At 36.3% G+C, this 19,006-nt stretch carries 19 protein-coding genes; 8 read left to right on the forward strand and 11 right to left on the reverse strand.

Annotated elements, in window-relative coordinates:
- Nucleotides 1-285 precede the first annotated feature (285 nt).
- Entirely contained in the window at nucleotides 286-417 is a 132-nt protein-coding gene (locus BFM98_RS24375) for a hypothetical protein (RefSeq protein WP_256389904.1), read from the reverse strand.
- Between the two features lie 195 nt (nucleotides 418-612).
- Between BFM98_RS24375 and BFM98_RS02135 the strand changes: the two genes are divergently transcribed.
- From BFM98_RS02135 to BFM98_RS02160, 6 genes are all read left to right on the forward strand, one after another.
- A complete protein-coding gene (locus tag BFM98_RS02135) occupies nucleotides 613-1,098 on the forward strand; it encodes a hypothetical protein (protein ID WP_244205700.1) in 486 nt (161 codons plus the stop codon).
- A 215-nt stretch (nucleotides 1,099-1,313) separates the two neighbouring features.
- Entirely contained in the window at nucleotides 1,314-1,655 is a 342-nt protein-coding gene (locus BFM98_RS02140; RefSeq protein WP_233732834.1) for a MerR family transcriptional regulator, read from the forward strand.
- 32 nt (nucleotides 1,656-1,687) lie between these two features.
- A complete protein-coding gene (locus BFM98_RS02145) occupies nucleotides 1,688-3,022 on the forward strand; it encodes a hemolysin family protein (protein ID WP_048392236.1) in 1,335 nt (444 codons plus the stop codon).
- 90 nt (nucleotides 3,023-3,112) lie between these two features.
- Complete coding sequence (locus BFM98_RS02150) at nucleotides 3,113-3,517, forward strand: hypothetical protein (protein WP_004227282.1); 405 nt, start codon at nucleotides 3,113-3,115, stop codon at nucleotides 3,515-3,517.
- A gap of 138 nt (nucleotides 3,518-3,655) precedes the next feature.
- Nucleotides 3,656-4,105, forward strand: a complete 450-nt coding sequence (locus tag BFM98_RS02155) for a helix-turn-helix transcriptional regulator (protein ID WP_009370152.1) — start codon at nucleotides 3,656-3,658, stop codon at nucleotides 4,103-4,105.
- 260 nt (nucleotides 4,106-4,365) lie between these two features.
- On the forward strand, nucleotides 4,366-5,100 hold the full coding sequence (locus tag BFM98_RS02160; protein ID WP_066036430.1) for a metallophosphoesterase: 735 nt from the start codon (nucleotides 4,366-4,368) through the stop codon (nucleotides 5,098-5,100).
- Between the two features lie 69 nt (nucleotides 5,101-5,169).
- Here the strand turns inward: BFM98_RS02160 and cyoE are convergent, their stop codons facing one another.
- From cyoE to BFM98_RS02185, 5 genes are all read right to left on the reverse strand, one after another.
- The gene (gene cyoE, locus BFM98_RS02165; protein ID WP_066036431.1) at nucleotides 5,170-6,120 is read right to left on the reverse strand and encodes a heme o synthase; all 951 of its coding nucleotides are present in this window, start codon (nucleotides 6,118-6,120) and stop codon (nucleotides 5,170-5,172) included.
- Nucleotides 6,121-6,433: 313 nt separating this feature from the next.
- Nucleotides 6,434-7,087: an alpha/beta hydrolase gene (locus BFM98_RS02170; RefSeq protein ID WP_066036432.1), complete on the reverse strand. Its 654-nt coding sequence runs from the start codon at nucleotides 7,085-7,087 to the stop codon at nucleotides 6,434-6,436.
- A 37-nt stretch (nucleotides 7,088-7,124) separates the two neighbouring features.
- Complete coding sequence (locus tag BFM98_RS02175) at nucleotides 7,125-7,682, reverse strand: hypothetical protein (RefSeq protein ID WP_066036433.1); 558 nt, start codon at nucleotides 7,680-7,682, stop codon at nucleotides 7,125-7,127.
- Between the two features lie 137 nt (nucleotides 7,683-7,819).
- Complete coding sequence (locus BFM98_RS02180) at nucleotides 7,820-8,521, reverse strand: tetratricopeptide repeat protein (protein WP_054548534.1); 702 nt, start codon at nucleotides 8,519-8,521, stop codon at nucleotides 7,820-7,822.
- 104 nt (nucleotides 8,522-8,625) lie between these two features.
- Nucleotides 8,626-9,096 carry a thioredoxin family protein gene (locus BFM98_RS02185; protein WP_066036434.1) on the reverse strand — a complete coding sequence of 157 codons (471 nt, stop codon included), beginning with the start codon at nucleotides 9,094-9,096 and terminating at the stop codon, nucleotides 8,626-8,628.
- 195 nt (nucleotides 9,097-9,291) lie between these two features.
- Here BFM98_RS02185 and BFM98_RS02190 point away from each other — a divergent pair, with 195 nt between their 5' ends.
- On the forward strand, nucleotides 9,292-11,586 hold the full coding sequence (locus tag BFM98_RS02190) for a YhgE/Pip domain-containing protein (protein WP_066036435.1): 2,295 nt from the start codon (nucleotides 9,292-9,294) through the stop codon (nucleotides 11,584-11,586).
- Between the two features lie 79 nt (nucleotides 11,587-11,665).
- The gene (locus tag BFM98_RS02195; protein WP_066036436.1) at nucleotides 11,666-12,178 is read left to right on the forward strand and encodes a PCYCGC motif-containing (lipo)protein; all 513 of its coding nucleotides are present in this window, start codon (nucleotides 11,666-11,668) and stop codon (nucleotides 12,176-12,178) included.
- A 32-nt stretch (nucleotides 12,179-12,210) separates the two neighbouring features.
- Here BFM98_RS02195 and BFM98_RS23255 read toward each other — a convergent pair whose 3' ends face one another.
- Genes BFM98_RS23255 through BFM98_RS02220 form a run of 5 tightly spaced genes read right to left on the reverse strand, consistent with a single transcriptional unit; the run spans nucleotide 12,211 to nucleotide 18,848 of the window.
- Nucleotides 12,211-14,253, reverse strand: coding sequence for a cellulose biosynthesis cyclic di-GMP-binding regulatory protein BcsB (locus tag BFM98_RS23255; RefSeq protein WP_083225207.1), 2,043 nt, complete (start codon nucleotides 14,251-14,253; stop codon nucleotides 12,211-12,213).
- Nucleotides 14,253-15,524, reverse strand: coding sequence for a glycosyltransferase family 2 protein (locus BFM98_RS02205; protein WP_048392227.1), 1,272 nt, complete (start codon nucleotides 15,522-15,524; stop codon nucleotides 14,253-14,255). Before BFM98_RS02205 ends, BFM98_RS23255 begins: the two co-directional genes overlap by 1 nt.
- Complete coding sequence (locus BFM98_RS02210; protein WP_066036437.1) at nucleotides 15,517-16,962, reverse strand: DUF2334 domain-containing protein; 1,446 nt, start codon at nucleotides 16,960-16,962, stop codon at nucleotides 15,517-15,519. The genes BFM98_RS02205 and BFM98_RS02210 overlap by 8 nt, the downstream gene beginning before the upstream one ends.
- Nucleotides 16,952-17,809, reverse strand: a complete 858-nt coding sequence (locus tag BFM98_RS02215) for a diguanylate cyclase domain-containing protein (RefSeq protein ID WP_054548536.1) — start codon at nucleotides 17,807-17,809, stop codon at nucleotides 16,952-16,954. The genes BFM98_RS02210 and BFM98_RS02215 overlap by 11 nt, the downstream gene beginning before the upstream one ends.
- Nucleotides 17,790-18,848, reverse strand: coding sequence for a hypothetical protein (locus tag BFM98_RS02220; protein WP_048392224.1), 1,059 nt, complete (start codon nucleotides 18,846-18,848; stop codon nucleotides 17,790-17,792). The genes BFM98_RS02215 and BFM98_RS02220 overlap by 20 nt, the downstream gene beginning before the upstream one ends.
- Nucleotides 18,849-19,006: the final 158 nt, after the last annotated feature.

Here is a 19,006-nt window from a genome sequence, read left to right on the forward strand (position 1 = left end):
CTGCTTGTGCCATTTTTTGAGCTGTTTCTATCGTTAAATTTTTTGTTTGATAAATATTCACAGCTGTTAGAATTACGAATACCTACTGTTCAAATGACAGTTGTGAGAATTTTCCCCAATAAATTCATATGCATCATCCCCTTTAGATAGAAAGTAATAGATACGTAACCAATTAAGCTAATTATAGCATCATTAGACATGAGTAAAGTATCTCATTTAAGAGTAAATATGTATTTTTTATAGATAAAAACTCCTGTTTCCAGGAGTTTTTTAAAGTACAGCTCATTATATGTCAAGTATGCCTCGTAGCCAACGCTCCACAAAGTTTTCAAACGTAATTCCATAAGTATCATAAACAGCATGATAAACAAAATATGTTCCTAATCGATCAAGCATTTCATCATTAATTTTCATCACAAACCGCTCCCATTCTTTTGTTTTTTTACTAAATATTCAGACTTATATAATTCTCAAATGCCGAACAATCAAGTGGAGGTCGCATCGTTGCAAAACCGTCACAAACTACCGCCTTCATGCCCTTTCTTCATATTTTTCTTTTCGTTAAGATAGTTATAACAACTTACTAGACTGGAGGGACTACTTGTGAAATGGATGACAAAAGTTGCTTGTATCACATGCATCTGCGCACTACTTTCTGGATGTGGTGGTCGATTTTCAGAAATTAAAGATGCTGCCTCAGGCATCAATTCAGCTGCTAATTCCGCAGCTAGTGCAGTTAGCCGAGATGTCCATGCAATACGTGCTCTAGACATTAACTATAAAGATACATCGTTTACGGTTAATGACCTATTTAAAACTATTTTACGTGACATACGCTGGGATTATGACCTTGAAAAAAATGAGCTACATGTGAGAGGTACTTGGCAGCCTCCACTATTTTCTGATCAGGCGTGGAGTGACGATATGAAAGAAAAGCTTACTGAATCAGGCTTTGTGACTGTTACCTGTCAAATAATTGACGACAAAATTGATAGCCAACAAACGAGCATAACACTTACATATAATGATGAAATTCTCTTACAAAAAAATGGTGAGGAAGCACTCCATCACCTATACGATATTTATTTACTTCCTTAAACCTAGGAACGTCTCTACCATTTAATCATGGTAGAAACGTTCTTTTTTTGTAAAAAATCTTATAATTTCGAAATATCAAAGGCTATCATTTGAATAAACTAAAACCATCACGTTATAATCAAAGTATCACGTGATGGTTCGGAGGTGTTTGCATTGGGACAGAAAAATTAAAGATTGGCGAGCTTGCAGAAAAAACAGGCATTACTAAACGAACAATTGATTACTATACAAATATTGGTTTGCTAGATGCAGAACGTTCTGCAGCAAATTATCGCTACTATGACCAAGCCATGATTAAACGGCTTCAATTTATTGAACAGCGCAAACAACAGGGGCTTTCACTTGTACAAATCCAACATGAGTTAAACATCACACCCTATGAAGAAATCGATGTACAGGTGCTTCGTTTAAAAATGCAAGATTTAGAGCATGATGTTACATCTCTGCTCGCACAAATGAACAAGCAAGATGATAAAAAAATTGAAACGATTAAGAAAAATGTTTCACCCGAAAGTATTGCATTAATGCAATCTTTATTATTACTCATTCATAATTAGGAGGTGACGTTCTGTTTTTACAGAACGACTATTTGGAGACCATAATAAACCTATCGATTTTTACCATTCTATTAGCTTTAACAGGCTTTTTCGTGGCAACAGAATTTGCCATTGTAAAAGTACGTTCCTCAAGACTCGATCAGCTGGTTGCAGAAGGCAATAAAAAAGCAGTTGCTGCTAAACATGTTGTTCAACACTTAGATGAATACTTATCGGCGTGTCAATTAGGGATTACTGTAACCGCTCTTGGTATCGGGATGGTTGGTGAAAAAACTTTTGAATTTATGCTTCACCCGCTATTTGAAATAATCGGTATTTCTGATAAATATATGACGATCTTTACAATTGGAACAGCCTTTGCCATTGCTACATTTTTACATGTAGTGGTCGGCGAATTAGCCCCAAAAACAGCTGCCATTCAAAAAGCTGAATCCATTACACTTCTTTTCGCAAAACCCATTATGTTTTTCTATAAGATCATGTATCCATTTATTTGGTTCTTGAACGGTTCTGCACGCGTGTTAGTTGGCTTATTCGGAATGAAACCTGCTAGCGAACATGAGCTATCTCATACAGAGGAAGAATTGCGATTATTACTGTCTGAAAGCTTTAAGAGTGGTGAAATCAATAAATCTGAGCTCAAATATGTCAATAACGTCTTTGAATTTGATGAACGTATTGCTCGTGAAATCATGGTTCCCCGAACAGAAATTATTGGAATTGAACAAAATGAATCTTTTACAAACATTATTCATTACATCGCTTCTGAAAAATATACGCGTTACCCGATCTATGATGGGGACCGAGATAACATATTAGGTTTCATCAATGCGAAAGAACTATTAACGCAGGGTCTACTTGAACAACTTACAGACGACTCCTTAGTTCTAGAAGATTTCATAAATCCTGTCATTCGCGTAATTGAAACAATGCCCATTCAAGAATTACTTGTACGTATGCAAAAGGAACGAATCCATATGGCTATCCTAATGGATGAATATGGTGGTACATCTGGTCTTGTAACGGTTGAAGATATTTTAGAAGAAATTGTTGGTGAAATTCGAGATGAGTTTGATGATGATGAAATTGCGGATATTCGAAAAATTACAGATCATCACTATTTATTAAATGCAAAAATGCTTGTGGAAGATGTAGAAAATCTATTAAACATTACCCTGGATGCTGAAGAAGTGGAAACATTAGGTGGTTGGTTCTTAACTGTGAATAACGGCATTAAAGCATCAAAAAATATTGAGCTAGGCTCCTATATTTTTAGCATCTATGAGCAACAAGGTCATCAAATTCATTATATAGAGGTTCGTCCTCTTCGAAAAAGTCTACCTCTTAAAACAGAGGTTCAATCGTAACAGTAGGAAACAGTATTCCTTATTCCATTATTAGCCATTTCACTATATAATGAATAGAGAAAATGATTTTAGTTGCAGGGGGCCATACACATGACATTATTTAAGCTATATCATTCAGATGGTATTCACATTATTACTGATGTAAAAAAACACAAAACAAATATTGAGTTAAAAACAATCACGGGAGAAGTTCTATTTATTATCGTGGTAACAGATGAAAATTACACAGTCTACGATGATCGGTTTGCAGGAGCTTCCAAGCAATTAAATTCAGTTGAAGCTTTCGATATTGATGGGAGTTTTCGTAGTTTAGATTTCGATAATATGCGCTCTCTATTTAAAGAATCTTTTACAAAGCTTTTACAAGAGATTGCTGTGTGTGTCAAAAATAAAGAGGAGCTTGTGGATATTGATACACTCCGCCATAAAGTCAGCGCACAGATTAAAGGCATCCACTTCAGGGTGATCTCGGATACGAAAAAATATGAAATCTAACATCCAACAGACTGTCCATTAGGGGCAGTCTGTTTTAATTTTACGCGACCTCTGCCACTTCCCAAGGTGAAAGAAAAACACGCTTCTTTACTTTCATGTATAATGGAACTTAACAATCTGAAAATAAGGGGTGTTAGGATGAATCGTGAACAATTAATCACACTCGTTTCAGAAAAACTGAAATTAATCCGTACAGAAAAAGCTTTCACACAGGATCAAATGAGTGATTTACTAGGATTATCAAAAAAAACACTTGTCCAAATTGAAAAGGGCCGTATACTAGCTGGTTGGACAACTACTGTTACAGTTTGCACATTGTGTAGAGACAGTACGATTTTACAGCATGAGCTTGGTGGTGATCCATTAGAGGTTGTAGATTTAATCGCAAATAATGGAACATTGCAGCCAAAAGAGAAAACAATGGGTGGATACATATGGTGGAAAAACATTCAGGAGTATGGTGGTTTTCGACTACAGCAAAACGTCATCAGTCAGCATTATCGCATTTTAGACAGCAATAATTTTCGCCTCATTTCAACATTTGATGAACAAATAGCTAAGCAAGCATGGGAAAAACTACAGATATAATTTTTAAGTCAAACAGTAGGAGCATTGCAATTTGCTTCTGCTGTTACGTTTCAAGCATTTCCCTCCTCTCATCACCCATCTTCTCTAGACAAATGAATAAAGCTATAAAAACATCCTTCATATGATAAACATAGTAGTAAGAGAATTGTTTCTTTAAAAATTCTATGAAAAAAGCTAGGAGAAGCTAGAAAAGTCGAAACTTGTAGAATAATTCTCTATACTTAAGGGTAAAGCTGTACTATTAGAAAGGATGCTCGTAAATGAACCGTATACTAGCAATTAGTGACATACATGGAGAATTAGGGCTACTGGAAGAATTATTATTAAAAGCAAACTATGACCCAATGAACGACCAGCTTTTTCTTCTTGGTGATTATATTGATAGAGGGCCCTCTTCTAGTGGTGTGTTAAATTTAGTGAGTGAATTACAGACAAAAGGTGCACGAGTTTTACTAGGCAATCATGAGGCGATCATGCTCAATGCATGCCGTTCAGGTCTTGCTAAGCCATGGAACCATTGGGTAGGGCTTTGTGGTGGTGAGGCAACATTAGCAAGCTATGGCTATCAGTTGGCAGACTTTGAGGAAGCCATCCAAAGTAATACTCTGCCTAGCTTTATTAAAACGCTCCCTAAGCTTGAAGAACATTTACAGTTAATCGAGACATTTGAAATATATATTGAGTTAGAAGATGCTATTTTCGTCCACGGTGGCGTTGTGCCAGGTGCTGCAATAGCCGAAACTGACCCCATGCGCTTACTTTGGATTCGTGAGGAATTCCACGCAGGCTATCAAGGGGAAAAAACAGTAATCTTTGGCCATACCCCTACGTATAACCTGCATCATGATCCAACTGATTATCGTGTTTATTTCGGAGAAAATAATATTATTGGCATTGATGGTGGAGCTGTGTTTGGCGGACAGTTACATGCATTCGAGTGGCCTAGCCGCCAAATCATTTCTGTCGACAATAAAAAACCAACAAGTGACGAGTAAACTTGTTGGTTTTTATTTTCGTAATTGTTTTCGCACAACTTTATTTTTTTCAGGGCAATTTTTGAAAAATTAATATAACTTAAAAATAACTCCTACTAGCGAGTACACAATAACAGTTGTGAATAGTATAGTCATATGGAATAGGGAAAAAACAAACATTTTGGTAGCCCATTTCACTTGATCTGTATTACTATGATAACCGTAAATACTCATCACTAGCCAAGCAACACTTAAGATCAATGCCACAAGCATGATGCCTACACTTAGCGAGCCAAATAAAAAGCTTGATAGAATCAATAGTATTAAATAGAAATTGGTTTGATAATACGTTCGACGCATCCCTTTGATAACTGGTAGCATGGGTACACTGGCTGCTTCATAGTCTACACGTTTGCGAATGGCAATAGCATAAAAGTGAGGCATTTGCCAAATGACCATAACAAAAAATAAACCAAGTATCGCTGGGTGTGTAATATCTGTAGATACAGCAGACCAACCTATTAATGGTGGCACCGCACCACCAATACTACCGATTTCTGTATTATATATCGTACGACGCTTTGTCCACATTGTATAAGGGACTACATATAGGAATACACCTAATAATCCAAATGCCGCTGCTAAAGGTGAAGCAAGTGCCAGCACAGCTACGCCAATAATTAACATTACAACAGCTAATGATAAAGTAGATTTTGCTGACATTTCACCTGTTACAGTTGGTCTGCTTTGTGTACGAGGCATAATTGCATCAATATCACGATCATAGACATTATTAAAGGCCCCCGCAGCTCCAATGACAAGGGCGGAACCGATTGTTGAAAAAATAATTTCTGGTATATTGTCTACAAATGTCATTTTATTTTTGTACATGCCTAGCGTTAAACCAGCCCACATAGGTATTAAATTGGATTTGATAATCCCTGTCTTGACGGTTTGCGCTAAAATAGAAGAACGTGATGACTTCCCTCTTGTTTTTTCGGAGGATAGTGGTTTATGCTCCGTTTTCAGATTTTGTTCCATTCAGCTTAATTCCTTTTCTCCATAATTTCTACACGCTTTCATCGATAGAAAGCGACAAAATTTGCATCTAGCACATCAAATTATTATTTTACCCCTTTTAGTTCTGTTCTGTCTCTCTTTTCACATAAAGTACATGTTTTTCATCTAACAAAGCACGTTCATTCACAACATCTACTATGATACCACCGACTGACGTGAATTTGAACCTTCTTGCCTCGATTCTTCCAAACACTATTGGAGAAAAATAATTTGAGAATAGGTCATATTACGATAGCCAAAAAAACCGAGACAAATTTTTGCCTCGGTTTTCCTTTTATTGAATTTCTTCCTGTAGTTGCTGCGCTAAAAATGCTACTAGATCACGTAGATTATCAGGTGTTACACCATGTCCATCTGGGTATTGTTTAAATGTCACCGTGGCACCAAATTGTTCAAAGATCTCCTTGCTTTCCATTCCCCATTGAGAAGGTATTACATAATCATAATCACCGTGCGAAATAAAAGCATGTAAATGTTCTACAGAACGAATAGCGTATTCCTCCGTCACAAACTTTGGCGTATAGCCACTTAATGCAACAATACCCGTCACTAAATTCCCCATCACAAAGGCAAGTGATTGTGCTAAAACCGCACCTTGGCTAAAGCCTAAAACAAATACTTTATGAGGATCGATTTGATATTCTTCGATAGCCTCTAATATAAATCGTTGCAATGCAATCAACACTTTATCGAAGATTGCACGATCCGGTTGCCCCACCTCTTGAATGGTAAAAAAAGCATAGCCGGGATGTTGCGTAATTGGCCCTCGTAAGCTAAATATATGACATTGCTCTTGAAAATCCTGCACTAATTGGGGTAAATCATCTTCATGGCTGCCCATGCCATGAAGCAAAAAAATAGCAGGGTATTTCTTCGTAGGGTCCATATTTGTTGGTTGTGTATGGTTAAAAGTAAATGGTGTATTCATTTAATTAAATTCCTTTCGCGTGAAGCTTTGTAACAAATTAGTGTAATTTTGTTTTATTAATTAATCCATCTGTATGGTAGGCAATATAGCCATTGACAATTCGTATCGTTTCTTGTGGATCTGCATCAAAGAGTATTTTTGATTGCTCTGGCGTGGATACAAGCACGGTTAATAAATCCATACGCATGGAATGCCCAGCAGAGCTATATGCATAGTCATAAATAATCGCTTCCTCTGTCATGCCTTCTGTCTCATATTGCTTATGGAATAAATTCTTTGCAGCATCCAATTGCTCTGCCACTTGTTGACGAATTCGCATCTGATGCATTAATAATTCCTCTTCAAGAGCTGATGGCTTTAGCCACTCCTTAGCTTGAAGCATATTTAGAAATTCCTGCTCCCAAGCCTGTTCATTCTCAGTAAAATAAAGCATATTAATCATCAACATGTCCCAAAAGTCCATAGATGTTGCGGCTGATTGTCGCTGCATAGTAATTGTTTCTTTAAAATGCTCTTCCACTTTTGTAATATTCATATTGCGAACTAAATGATTACATACGTTTTCTATAAACTTATTTGCCGCTTCTTGTGCCATAAAAAATCCGTCCTTTATATCTACAAATCATTTTCTTTCTTATCATACCATGATTGTGAAATATGGCAACGAACCCCGCTCACTTGATTTTTAAGTAAAAAGGATGACTCCATATACTTTGGAGACATCCAATTATCTTATGAGAAAACATAGCTATCCATATTGTCGATTGTATTTTGAATAGCAGCTTTCAACGATTTTTGCTCTTCACCACAAGAAGCTAGCGCATCCTCCAATGTCAGTGCAGCATTCGCTATAAATGGAGCCATTTGCAAATCTTTTGCCAATTGAATAAGTACGAGGGCTCTATTCCATTTCCATCGAGGATTTGTTGGATCTAGCTGAATCGCTTGCTCCAAATAACCGAGGGCATCAAATGGCATCCAGCCAAAGCGGTGCATCGTCTGCCCTGTGATCCCCCAGTAGACAGCCTTATTTGGGTTTTCCTTTACTGCTTGCTGAAAACAGTGAACACTTTCATTGTAATGATGTGCGAATAAGAACAGCTCTCCTTGTGTAAAAAAGGATTGCGCTTTGTCAGCTGATGTTCCAGTTTTTGCGACTTCCTCCAATTGCTGAATACGCTTCGCAAATGCCTCTTCATCTTTTATTGCTCGTATTTCTACAACTAGATCTGATTCTGGATAGCTTTCATCAGCTCGTTCCACATGCTGTACTTCGATATGAGCAGTTGGCTTTGGATAACGATCATATTCATATTCTTCTAATAATCGAATATATTTTTGTGCCAATACTTTGTCCTCTTCGTTTGTCACCTGCTTCGCTAATTCATAGCATTTCATCAGTTCACCATTATAAAAATAATCATCCATTGACATTCATCATACCTCCAGTGTACAACTATTCAGTATTTTTAGTATACACTACAAAAACAAAAGAGACCGTATCTAAATAATTATGATACAGTCTCTTCCTTTTCTATTTATTTAACCGTATTTAAGAACGTTCGTAAATCTTCTTCTTTAAGAGCTCCTACAAAGCGATTTACTTCTTTACCATCTTCGAAACGAATAAATGTTGGTGTTGCTTCAATATTATACTTGTCTGTTAGATCATCGTATTCATAGACATTTAATTGTGCAATATCAACACCTAGCTCTTCTGCAATTGGCATTAACACTGGCGTGAAAGCTTGACAGTGTATACAAATCGGGCTGAAGAAATAAGCATTGACAGGCTCACCAGCTTTTATTTTTTCCTCTAACTTGTCTGGCAACATAATGTTTTGATAGTTTTTGTCATCTACTTGATCGATTGTTTCTTGTTTAAGCTCTTTATCGCCATAAAGTTTTTTTGCGATTTCTAACTTACTTTGATTTGAGACATTGGTAAGGACAATAATTGCTGCAAATAAAACAACAATCACTGAACCAATAATTAATAATTTTTTCACTAAAGTAGTGACCTCCTTTTTTACACTAAAAGCCCTACTTTTAGTGCATTCGCGATTGATTATAAATTGTTTTGAAAACCTAGTAAACTAATTCGCCTTTAAATGAAGATATTTCACATTTATAACATAATTTCAAGTATATTTGGGAACATACATAGTGAGAGTTCATGCAAATTTGAATGTGGGGTGATCATGATGAAAAACTCGTTCCAGCATGTTTTTCAAATTTATACAAAAGATATCCGTAATATTGTCACAAACTGGGTCGTAGCTGTCATTATAGGTGGACTAATTTTTCTTCCATCCCTTTATGCCTGGCTAAATATTTATGCCTCCATGGACCCTTACGCTCACACCTCTAATATGAAAATCGCGATTGTCAATGAAGATACGGGAACCACGGTAAGAGATGAAGCAATTAATGTCGGGAATGAAGTAATTGAGACTTTACGTACGAATAAAAGCTTTACTTGGAAGCTCGAAACAGAGAAAAAAGCTAAGGAACAATTAAAAAATGGTGATTACTTTGCAGTCATAATCATTCCAAATGATTTTTCGCAAAAACTAACCTCTATTTTAACCGACCAACCAACGAAGGCCCATATTGATTATTATGTAAATGAAAAAAAGAATCCTATTGCCCCTAAAATTACAAGTAAAGGAGCGAGCGTACTTACACAGCAGGTTTCGAATGAATTTGTATCCACCGTCAATGGGACACTTTTTTCTATTTTTAATACAATTGGAATTGAAATGGAACGTGACATCCCTGATTTCCGCAAATTCGAAAATTATGTTTTTACTATCGAACAGCATTTACCTGATATTAATTCATTTTTAACGCAAGCCTCTACTCAAGGAAAGGAGGCAAATCAATTACTTAATCAGGCGCTGACACAAGTTCCACAGGTGGAACAACTAACGACAGATGGTTTAACTACCATTCAAAGGGGTTTACATTTAGTGAATGAAGCAGATACTTTATTTAATGAACTATCCCCTATCATCAAAAAGGATGTCACAACTGTTCAAAATATTGCCCAACATTTTACAGAGATCATCAATAAACTCAATCGTATAAATTTTGACCCTGCCTCCATTACGCAAACGAAAGAGGCACTTAAAAATCAATTGTCAACTTCTAAAGACAACATAAACAAGAGTATTCAAACGCTTGAGGCACTGCAAAAATTAATTCAGGCAGATGCTACGACTCGTAAGCAATTAGAAGACTCTTTAACAACCATTATTGGTTCTTTACAGGAAAGTAATGCAGAAGCGAATCAACCAATCATCGAACAGCTTACAGCCATTCGCGAAGCTTTGGAACATCCTCCAAACTTCATTGATTCTACGTCAAATGCGCTTAACTCATTACAACAATTACAGACTCTACATGACGATTTACTAAATAAAGTGGATCAATTAAAGCCAATTGATAAAGATGTTATCAAGCAAGACATTACAGCTATTCAGCAAATCGCACAAAATGCTACAGCTAATTTACAAAAATTCTTATCCTATTATAACGAAAGTCTAGAGCCACAAATTCGATCTACCCTTACCAGTGCGAAGCAAACTTTAACTAACGCTTCTACCATGCTGACAAATGTAAAACAATTCATACCTCAGGCAACAGATAAATTGACACAGGCCAAAAACACGCTAGGAACAGCAAATCAAGCTATTCAAAAAATACAAACTGAATTTCCAACTTTAAGTGCTAAAATTAAAGAATTAGCGAATAAGCTACGAACTTTAGAAGAAGAAGCGGATCTAGCAGAGATTGTGCAATTACTAAAAAATGATGTCAACGCCGAACGTGATTTCTTTGAGGAGCCTATTATATTAAAGGAACATCGCGTATTCCCTATTGCGAACTATGGAACAGCCATGACACCGTTTTACACAGTACTATCTATTTGGGTAGGCTGTTTACTGTTAATTTCATTATTGTCTGTGAATCTCCATGGAGATACATCTTATAGTATTCGAGAAATTTACTTTGGTCGACTCTTAACTTTTGCAACTTTCTCGTTTATTCAAACTCTCATTATTACAATTGGAGATATTTTCTTAGTAGACGGCTCCATTCAAGCACCTGCCTACTTTATCTTATTTGGACTTTTTATTAGTCTCGTATTTGTAACGGTTGTCTATACACTCGTATCCGTCTTCGGTAATGTAGGAAAAGCATTAGCAATTGTGATGCTTGTGTTACAAATTGCAGGCTCTGGTGGAACCTATCCAGTCGAGTTATTGCCGAGGTTCTTCCAAATAATCAACCCTTTTTTACCATTTACGTATGCGATTGAAATGATGCGTGAAGCTGTCGGCGGAATTATTTGGTCAACAGTCTGGATGGACCTCATCTTCCTATTTGGTTTCTGGTTCATTTTTATCCTGTTCGGATTCTTCTTAAAAAAATTATTGAGCGAGAAAATGGAACATTTCATGAACAAAACACGTGGATTAGATATATTTCACTGATTTTCAACGAGGCGTCTGTAAATGTTTATGAAAACGATGTTATAATGGAAGTATTGTAAACATGTAGGAGGCGCTATTTTTGAAGAAATCGATTACTATTTTTGTTGTATTGGCGTTACTGTTATTAAGTGCTTGTGGAGAAAATAAAAACAGTGCTGAAACCTCTCCTAAAGCAAATGACGCTTCACATGAAGGTCATGACCATGCAGAGGCATCTGGTGATATCCAAGAAGAAACAGCTTCTGCAGACGTCCTACCAACCTTTTTAGAGGGCAAGCAAGAAAATATACGCTTAGTCTATCAAATCGCTGGACAATCAACAGAGATTCTCGAATGGATGCCATGCTATTGCGGCTGTGGGGAATCTGCTGGCCATAAAAGTAATTTAAATTGCTTTATTCAGGAAAAACGTGAGGATGGTTCGATTGTTTGGGATGATCATGGGACGCGTTGTTTAGTGTGCTTAGAGATTGCTGTCCAATCAGCACAACTGCACAAAGAAGGCAAGAGCTTAAAAGAAATTCGTCAGTTCATTGATGACACGTATAAAGAGGGCTATGCAAAACCAACACCAACGGACATGCCTGCATAAAAAAGCAAAGTCGCACATTCGCGACTTTGCTTTTATTGTTTCAGTTGATTTTTCTTTCGTTTACGAAGGATGATATACAGGATAACTGCAATGACAAGGATGAGCCCAACAAATTCTGCAATTAAAACATAGGATATTTCACCTTTTTTAGCTACTTTCCCGTCTTCCTTATCAGCATTTTGATTTATGGCTACAACAAATTGCCCTTCTTTTGTTTCAATCGCAGCGTCTGTCTGTGAATTCGTCTCTTTCAAGTGAGCATAAAAGTTACCTTTTACAGAGGCATTTTCTAATGAATGAATCCATAATAAAGGCTCTTTAAGCTGCCAGAAATTTTTCGTTATGAACACATATTGGCCAATTGCCTCAGGTAAAAACCCTTGTGAGATAAGCTGCTCAGATGTGTGAGGGATTTTTGAGGATTGCTTGGCAAGCCATGTTAGCTGTTCCATTTCTCCCATAAAAATGACTGCATGCCCTTGTAAAGCTTCCTCTGTCACATTTTTATCCTTCATCAGCGAGGTTTTTGCCATGTTACCATTCGTCATTAACGATTTATAAAGTGATACCATAGTTGTATCGTCAATTCCTCCATTATCAGGTATAACGATTAACGTATTTTCATGAAAAGCATTAGGAAAATCACGTAAGGTAAACGTTGGTTCAGCATCATCTTTTGTAATCGATAATGTGCTATCACTATCAATGTAAATCCAATAGCGTTCATTGGTTGTTTCGCAAGGATCCTCTAGTTGAAAGCCTGTCACTTCAAACTGAATATCGGTCATTGAAAGTTTGTTGAGCACATTTGTTTGGATCGGTATAATGGCCTCATACATATCTGTTGTAGTCTGTTCTAATTTTCGTAAATCTACTGCATGTGGAACATTATTGATATACGCGATCAATTCTAATTTTCGATCCTCATCCTCTTTACTGTCAGGTATTGTTGCTGATTTTTTAACGATCAAGCGCATAAAAGATTCCTTGTTTGCCTCTAACTTTGGCAACGACACATAATAATGAGGTGTCATTGTCGCTTGGCTGGATAAAAGTCGATCCTCAAAGCCAAATTGCTTAAATGAAATCGTCGTATCAGATGACTCTTCTATTTTAGGAACATCGTTAATCGCTAATGTATCACCAATTAATTGCTCGAATAAGGTTGCTTCGGTTAAAAAAGATAATCGTTCCTCAATAGCTTGGCCATTTGAAGAAGTTACAGCTAAAAGAGGTACTTTTCGATTCGAATTTGTATTCAGTAGCTCCTGCATCGTAAGTGTCATAGTATCTTGCTCAACGCTTATGTTTGCTAACATCTTTTTTAATAGGCTTGTACTAAATTCCTTTTTTGCCCCTACAATGATAATAGGACCTCTTATCTTATTAATAGCATCTTCACGCTCAATCTGTACATCTGTGTCACCATGTTCGGATAAAAAGGCAGCGAGCTGATATGCACTGTTTAAAGTGGCCTCAGAGGTCTGCTTTGGTACAATAACCGTCGTAGCATATCCCTCATAGCCTAAAAACGCAGCAGGATAGCTATTTAATGACCAAGCATCACTTTCCTCACTAAATGCTGATATAGACGATAGTATTTCAATACGTAGCCAATTACCTGCGTTGCCAGGAGGCACACAAATTCCTTCCTTAAGAATTCCATAAAAACTAGCTGTGATTTTATGAGAACCCTTTAGTAGTGCTTCTTTTGGAAGGTTAACGGTAACAGTCTGTTTTAATGAATCTGCTTTCAATGGAACTGTTTTAATTGCTACATCATCCACTTTCACTGTGAAGGAGGATGGTGCTATAAGTAGCTCAGAATGCTGGATTTGAAATGTCACTTGCTGGTTATTGGATGGGACATCCTCGTTTAGATTGTAATAAAAATCTCTTGACGAAGAGGGTCCCAGTAATTCGATTGGCTGTGCTAGTAAGGGCTTTTTCTGCTGTTGATTGCCTTCTATTACAATTGTGTTGTCATCTACGGTAATGGTAGCTGCAACTGCATTGTTAGCAAAACTAAAAAAACCAATACAAAATAAGCACAAATAGAAGAATTTGGTTCTCATTATTCTGCTCCTTTATCTGATTGCTTGGAAAAACGCTCTGTTTTATACCATTGAACTTCTTGACCAGTAAACATGCGCTTTATTTCTAATAGTAATGACCAAACGACTAGCACAATCCACATTTGAGAATAGGTAAAATACATAAGTATGACATAAAAGAAATTTTTCCGATTCATTTCTGTTTTTTCAATACTTAAGGTTATCATTACTTCACCTAGAAACAGTAAGAAGGCTAAAACCCATAAAACAAGGGCAATGTCGCCAACGGTCAATCCAATATCATAAAATAAATTAATAATAAATAGGGCATTGGATAAAATGACACCAAAGAAAAATAAAAAATACGTAAAAAAGAAATAAAATAAATCAAACATGATACTTTTTCTTTTTAGTGTGAAGAATTGACTTAAAAATTTCAGCACTACATATTGATTACCTCTTGCCCATCTAGTGCGCTGTTTCCACCAGACTTTTAAGGTTTCTGGCTCTTGCTCCCACGTAATGGCTTTTGGGAAAAAACGAATATGGTAGCCTAAATTGTAAACACGGATGGTTAGCTCTGTATCCTCAGCCAATGCTTTTACATCCCAACCGCCTAATTGCTCCAAAACTGTCCGTCGGATTGCAAAATTGGTACCAGGTATAGTTGCCACCTTAAACCATTTCCAACGCCCGCCTTGGGCCATCCACTGGAAACAAATCGTTTCGATATTAATAAAACGAGTTAACCATGTTTCTGCCGCATTAATAACGCGAAATTTCCCCACAGTGGCAGCCGCTTTTGAATCATTCATGAGACCCATCACTAAATACCAAACGGCCATCCGTTCAGGTGTATTATCAGCATCATAAACAACAACGATATCCCCTGTGGAATCAGCTAGTGCCGAATTGAGGGCAGAGGATTTCCCCTTCCCTTTGTTTGGCTCTACTGTTTCAATGACACGAATAAATGGGAACTTTTCTGCGTACCGCGCTGCAATAGCACCAGTTTCATCTGAAGAATTATCATTAATGACAATTACCTCTAGTTGATCTTTCGGATAATATAGTCGTGACATGGCTCGTAGTGTTTGTTCAATCACAAGTGCTTCATTGTGCGCTGGTATAAAGACACTGACTGAGGGAACCTTGTCCATTTTTTTAGCCCAGTCATCAATTGGCTTTTCAAAAGTACGAAAGTGTAAGTAACCACCCTCCATTAAAAACATATGATATAGCAGCATGATCCAAATGAGGAAAAGTGATATAAAAAATAAGGTATTAGCCATTTGTTTTCCTCTCCTCAAATAATCTCTTACGTAAGGTAATACGTAAACGCAAGGTACTAATAAAAAATAATGTGACAAACAGCGAAACAATCAAGACAAGCGCCCATAAAATTAATTCAAATGGTCGTTCATCAAATAATATTTTTAAACGTTCGATTTTTGTAAATGCTAATTGTATTGTTTGTTCACCATTTTCATGTTGCTTAATCGAAACATTTTTGGATATTACTTGTTGCTTCGTCTGTCTGAGATTAAGTAGTTCAATTTGTGGATGTTCGCTTAAATAAGCGGCAAGCTCCTGAACATAGGAAGCATTAAAATAAGCAGGATATTGAATACCGATGATAGAACTAGGAACTTTTAATAAAAGGTTTATCTTTTGTTTTACTGGATAGAAAGAATATGTTTCTGTATCTGCCATAGATCCCGCTGTAATCGGATAAATTGTATGGTTATCTTCGCTTTGTGTTATAAATAATTGCTGACTGTCCTGATGGATACTACTGGTAAAAAGGGAGCTATCCCCCTGACTTATAGTAGGATAGATTTTACGTAGCACTAAATACTCAAGGTTTTTTTCAGTTGAATTAGAAGAAGAAAGGATAAATACATAACCTTCCTTTTGTAATTTTTGTAGGTAACTTAATAGTTTTTTATTTTCGTGTAAATAGTAGGATCTTTTATCGCTTTCATTTACTACAATAGGTGTCACTTCAAGTGCAATCGGTAATTTTTTTGCTGAAAACTCCAGCACGAGCTTTTTTAACTTTTGCATATCTGTCTTCATATTAATATCTGATAAAACAATAAAAGCGGGATGTGTCTGAGGCTTTGCTATTTGCAAAAGCTCCCCCATGATCGCTGGCCACTGATATTGCATTGTATCTTTATTAATAAAATCACCTATAAAAGACCAATTATTTTTTTTGACGATAAAAGGGTATGTCTTATTTAAAGAGGTAGCTCTCTCTACTATGTCAAAATCCCCTGATGGTATTACACTTTTCCATTTTATAGGATTATTTAATACTTCTCCCCCAATAGCTCGAAGTTCCACTATGGGGCCCTCCTTCCATTTTGAAAAAGGAGCAAACTGAAATGCATTTTCACCAATCAAAATGGCTGATCCTGAGAATTGATTTATTGCAGACAAGGCATTTGGAGGAATTCTAGTTGGATAGTTATTCATAACAACAAGGCGTTTATAAGTTTGAAGCATCTGTTCGTTTACATCTTCTATGGATAAAACATCTACTGACGTAAAATTTCCAAGCATGTCTTGTAATGCCAATACATCGATAGTAGGCTGGTTGGAACTTGTGACATAAATCAATGCAGTGTCCCTATTTTTTTCGGCTGCTAGTACAGAGTCACATATAGTGAACGTATAAAAACAAAGCAATCCAATGGCGATCCAAAAGCTATAATTAGAGCGCATTTGTTTTCATCTCTCTTTCCAGATCCGATAAAATTTCATCGAACGTCGACTCCGTTAGTGGAAGATACGTATAGAAACTAGTTTTATAATTTAGCGTTACCCATTTTCCGTTTAACAATTGATGGTTTTTTAAGGCTTGGTCTAGTTTATTATAAATAACTTCCATATACTGGTCTGTTGTATCAATTAATAATAACCCAATATGATTTTCGCGAAACCGAAATTTTTTATCTGTTTGTCTAACCGTTTGATGTATCCTTTGAGAAAGTTGTTGCCATAAGTGTTGTACTTCTTTAGCCCCGTAAAGCCTTTGAAATTGATCATAATTCTCAAGTTTTAAAATGATAAAGACAAAAGTGTGCTTATGCCTATCTGCTCTACGCATCTCTTCATTCACAGTTATTCGCATACGTGTTTCATTATCAAACCCTGTTTCCACATCAATTGCTACATAGTTTCTAACATCTTCTTGTAATTTTTTTATGTAGCTTGCCTGTTCAGTCATTAATTCATGCACTTTTCCTGCACAAAGTATGAGTAGTAATAGTACGATGCCATAAAGGAAAAAAAACTGCATGGAAAATGAAGGGTTTAGAAATGTCATTGTTCCCGTTATTCCCGTATAGAGCAATGTTGAACCTGTAATAAAAATAAAGATGAGACTGCTAATAAGCCCAAATACCATGCCTCTCCAAAGAGTAAGCACTATTAAAAGCATTAAAAACAAGTAAAGTAAATAACCTTCTGCATCCTGACGCAATAAAAAATAGGCAGGTATTTGTAATAGTAAGATTAAAATTGACCCATATATCAAAATTGCTCTATTTCTATTCATTGTTAATCGCATTTTCTACCTCCCTTTCTGCTAATAGTGGTAGTAAATTATCAAAACTATGCGTTGATTGTGTATTTTTTTCAACATAACCTGTAGTAGGATCTTTTAGCGATAACATTTTCTCAATGAACATCTGTGCTTTTTGCTGCTCTTCTAAAACGAGCATATATCGAGCTGCCATTGCATACACAGCAGGAGACTCATAGCTCACGGTTGGTTGATTCGTTTGTGCATTATAACGCCCATATAATTTCCCGTCTCTTTTCAACAGATTTAACAGCCAGCGTTTAAAAGGTTCAGTATCTCCATCAATAGAAGCCATATGATAGGCTACATATAATTGATCAATCATGTGCAGTTCTTCATCAAATCTATAACTTTTAGAGGGAATATCATAATACTTTGGATAGAATCCTTCTTCAGCGAGAGGGGCATTTTGTAAAATAGCTAACTGATCTTGGACTTGCTGTTGAGACAATAATCCATGTTTTTCCATTGTATAAAAAGCGGAAGGCATTAGATAACTCATTGTCAATGTGTTGGCTTGTGCATGGCTTGAAACATCTACATAATCCACAAATAACCCTTCATTCATTCCATGTAGGATCAAATTTTCGCCAATTTTTTTTCCTAGTTGGACATACGTTGATTCATGCCACTTTTCACCTGCTTCTAGTAAAACACGGATGATTCGCAAATCATCAATGAGGGCATTAACTGTGGCTTTTTTTGTGCCTTCTAGTCGCCATACAATAAAGTCGCTTTTTAAAAAGTAGGATTTCAGAACATTGACCTGGGCATCGAAACGAGCACGATCGCCTTTTTCTAATAAGTAAGCAAGCCATAGTCCTACTGATTCCGATAAAAATAAATCTTTCTGGCTTGTTAAATCCGTGCTTATTAACCCTTCATCATTCAGTAAATTTTGAATAACAAATTGTTCTGTTGGTGAAAGGGGTTCTTTTTGTAGAGCTACTTCTTTACCTGTACAACTTATTGAAATAAGAACGACACTAACTATTAACAGTAACCATCTCACATTTTTTTTCATAGTCATCATCCTAATTAAAAGTTATTTACCCATAACGAATTCCCGATTTTTAATTATAGTATACAACAAATGGAATGGCTAAGTTTTTATATGAGTAATGTCACACATAATATAGCCCTAAAATAAAAAAGATGCCCAATAAAGGCCTATAGACCCAT

Origin of the sequence: Lysinibacillus sp. AR18-8, from assembly GCF_001705465.1 — a bacterium.
GTDB lineage: Bacteria > Bacillota > Bacilli > Bacillales_A > Planococcaceae > Lysinibacillus > Lysinibacillus capsici.

Bases quoted from the DNA above. Each gene is read 5' to 3' on its own strand.
- BFM98_RS02135 (WP_244205700.1), top strand. From the start codon at position 613: ATGACAAAAGTTGCTTGTATCACATGCATCTGCGCACTACTTTCTGGA.
- BFM98_RS02150 (WP_004227282.1), top strand. From the start codon at position 3,113: ATGACATTATTTAAGCTATATCATTCAGATGGTATTCACATTATTACT.
- BFM98_RS02155 (WP_009370152.1), top strand. From the start codon at position 3,656: ATGAATCGTGAACAATTAATCACACTCGTTTCAGAAAAACTGAAATTA.
- BFM98_RS02160 (WP_066036430.1), top strand. From the start codon at position 4,366: ATGAACCGTATACTAGCAATTAGTGACATACATGGAGAATTAGGGCTA.
- cyoE (WP_066036431.1), bottom strand. From the start codon at position 6,120: ATGGAACAAAATCTGAAAACGGAGCATAAACCACTATCCTCCGAAAAA.
- BFM98_RS02170 (WP_066036432.1), bottom strand. From the start codon at position 7,087: ATGAATACACCATTTACTTTTAACCATACACAACCAACAAATATGGAC.
- BFM98_RS02175 (WP_066036433.1), bottom strand. From the start codon at position 7,682: ATGGCACAAGAAGCGGCAAATAAGTTTATAGAAAACGTATGTAATCAT.
- BFM98_RS02180 (WP_054548534.1), bottom strand. From the start codon at position 8,521: ATGTCAATGGATGATTATTTTTATAATGGTGAACTGATGAAATGCTAT.
- BFM98_RS02190 (WP_066036435.1), top strand. From the start codon at position 9,292: ATGAAAAACTCGTTCCAGCATGTTTTTCAAATTTATACAAAAGATATC.
- BFM98_RS23255 (WP_083225207.1), bottom strand. From the start codon at position 14,253: ATGAGAACCAAATTCTTCTATTTGTGCTTATTTTGTATTGGTTTTTTT.
- BFM98_RS02205 (WP_048392227.1), bottom strand. From the start codon at position 15,524: ATGGCTAATACCTTATTTTTTATATCACTTTTCCTCATTTGGATCATG.
- BFM98_RS02210 (WP_066036437.1), bottom strand. From the start codon at position 16,962: ATGCGCTCTAATTATAGCTTTTGGATCGCCATTGGATTGCTTTGTTTT.
- BFM98_RS02215 (WP_054548536.1), bottom strand. From the start codon at position 17,809: ATGCGATTAACAATGAATAGAAATAGAGCAATTTTGATATATGGGTCA.
- BFM98_RS02220 (WP_048392224.1), bottom strand. From the start codon at position 18,848: ATGAAAAAAAATGTGAGATGGTTACTGTTAATAGTTAGTGTCGTTCTT.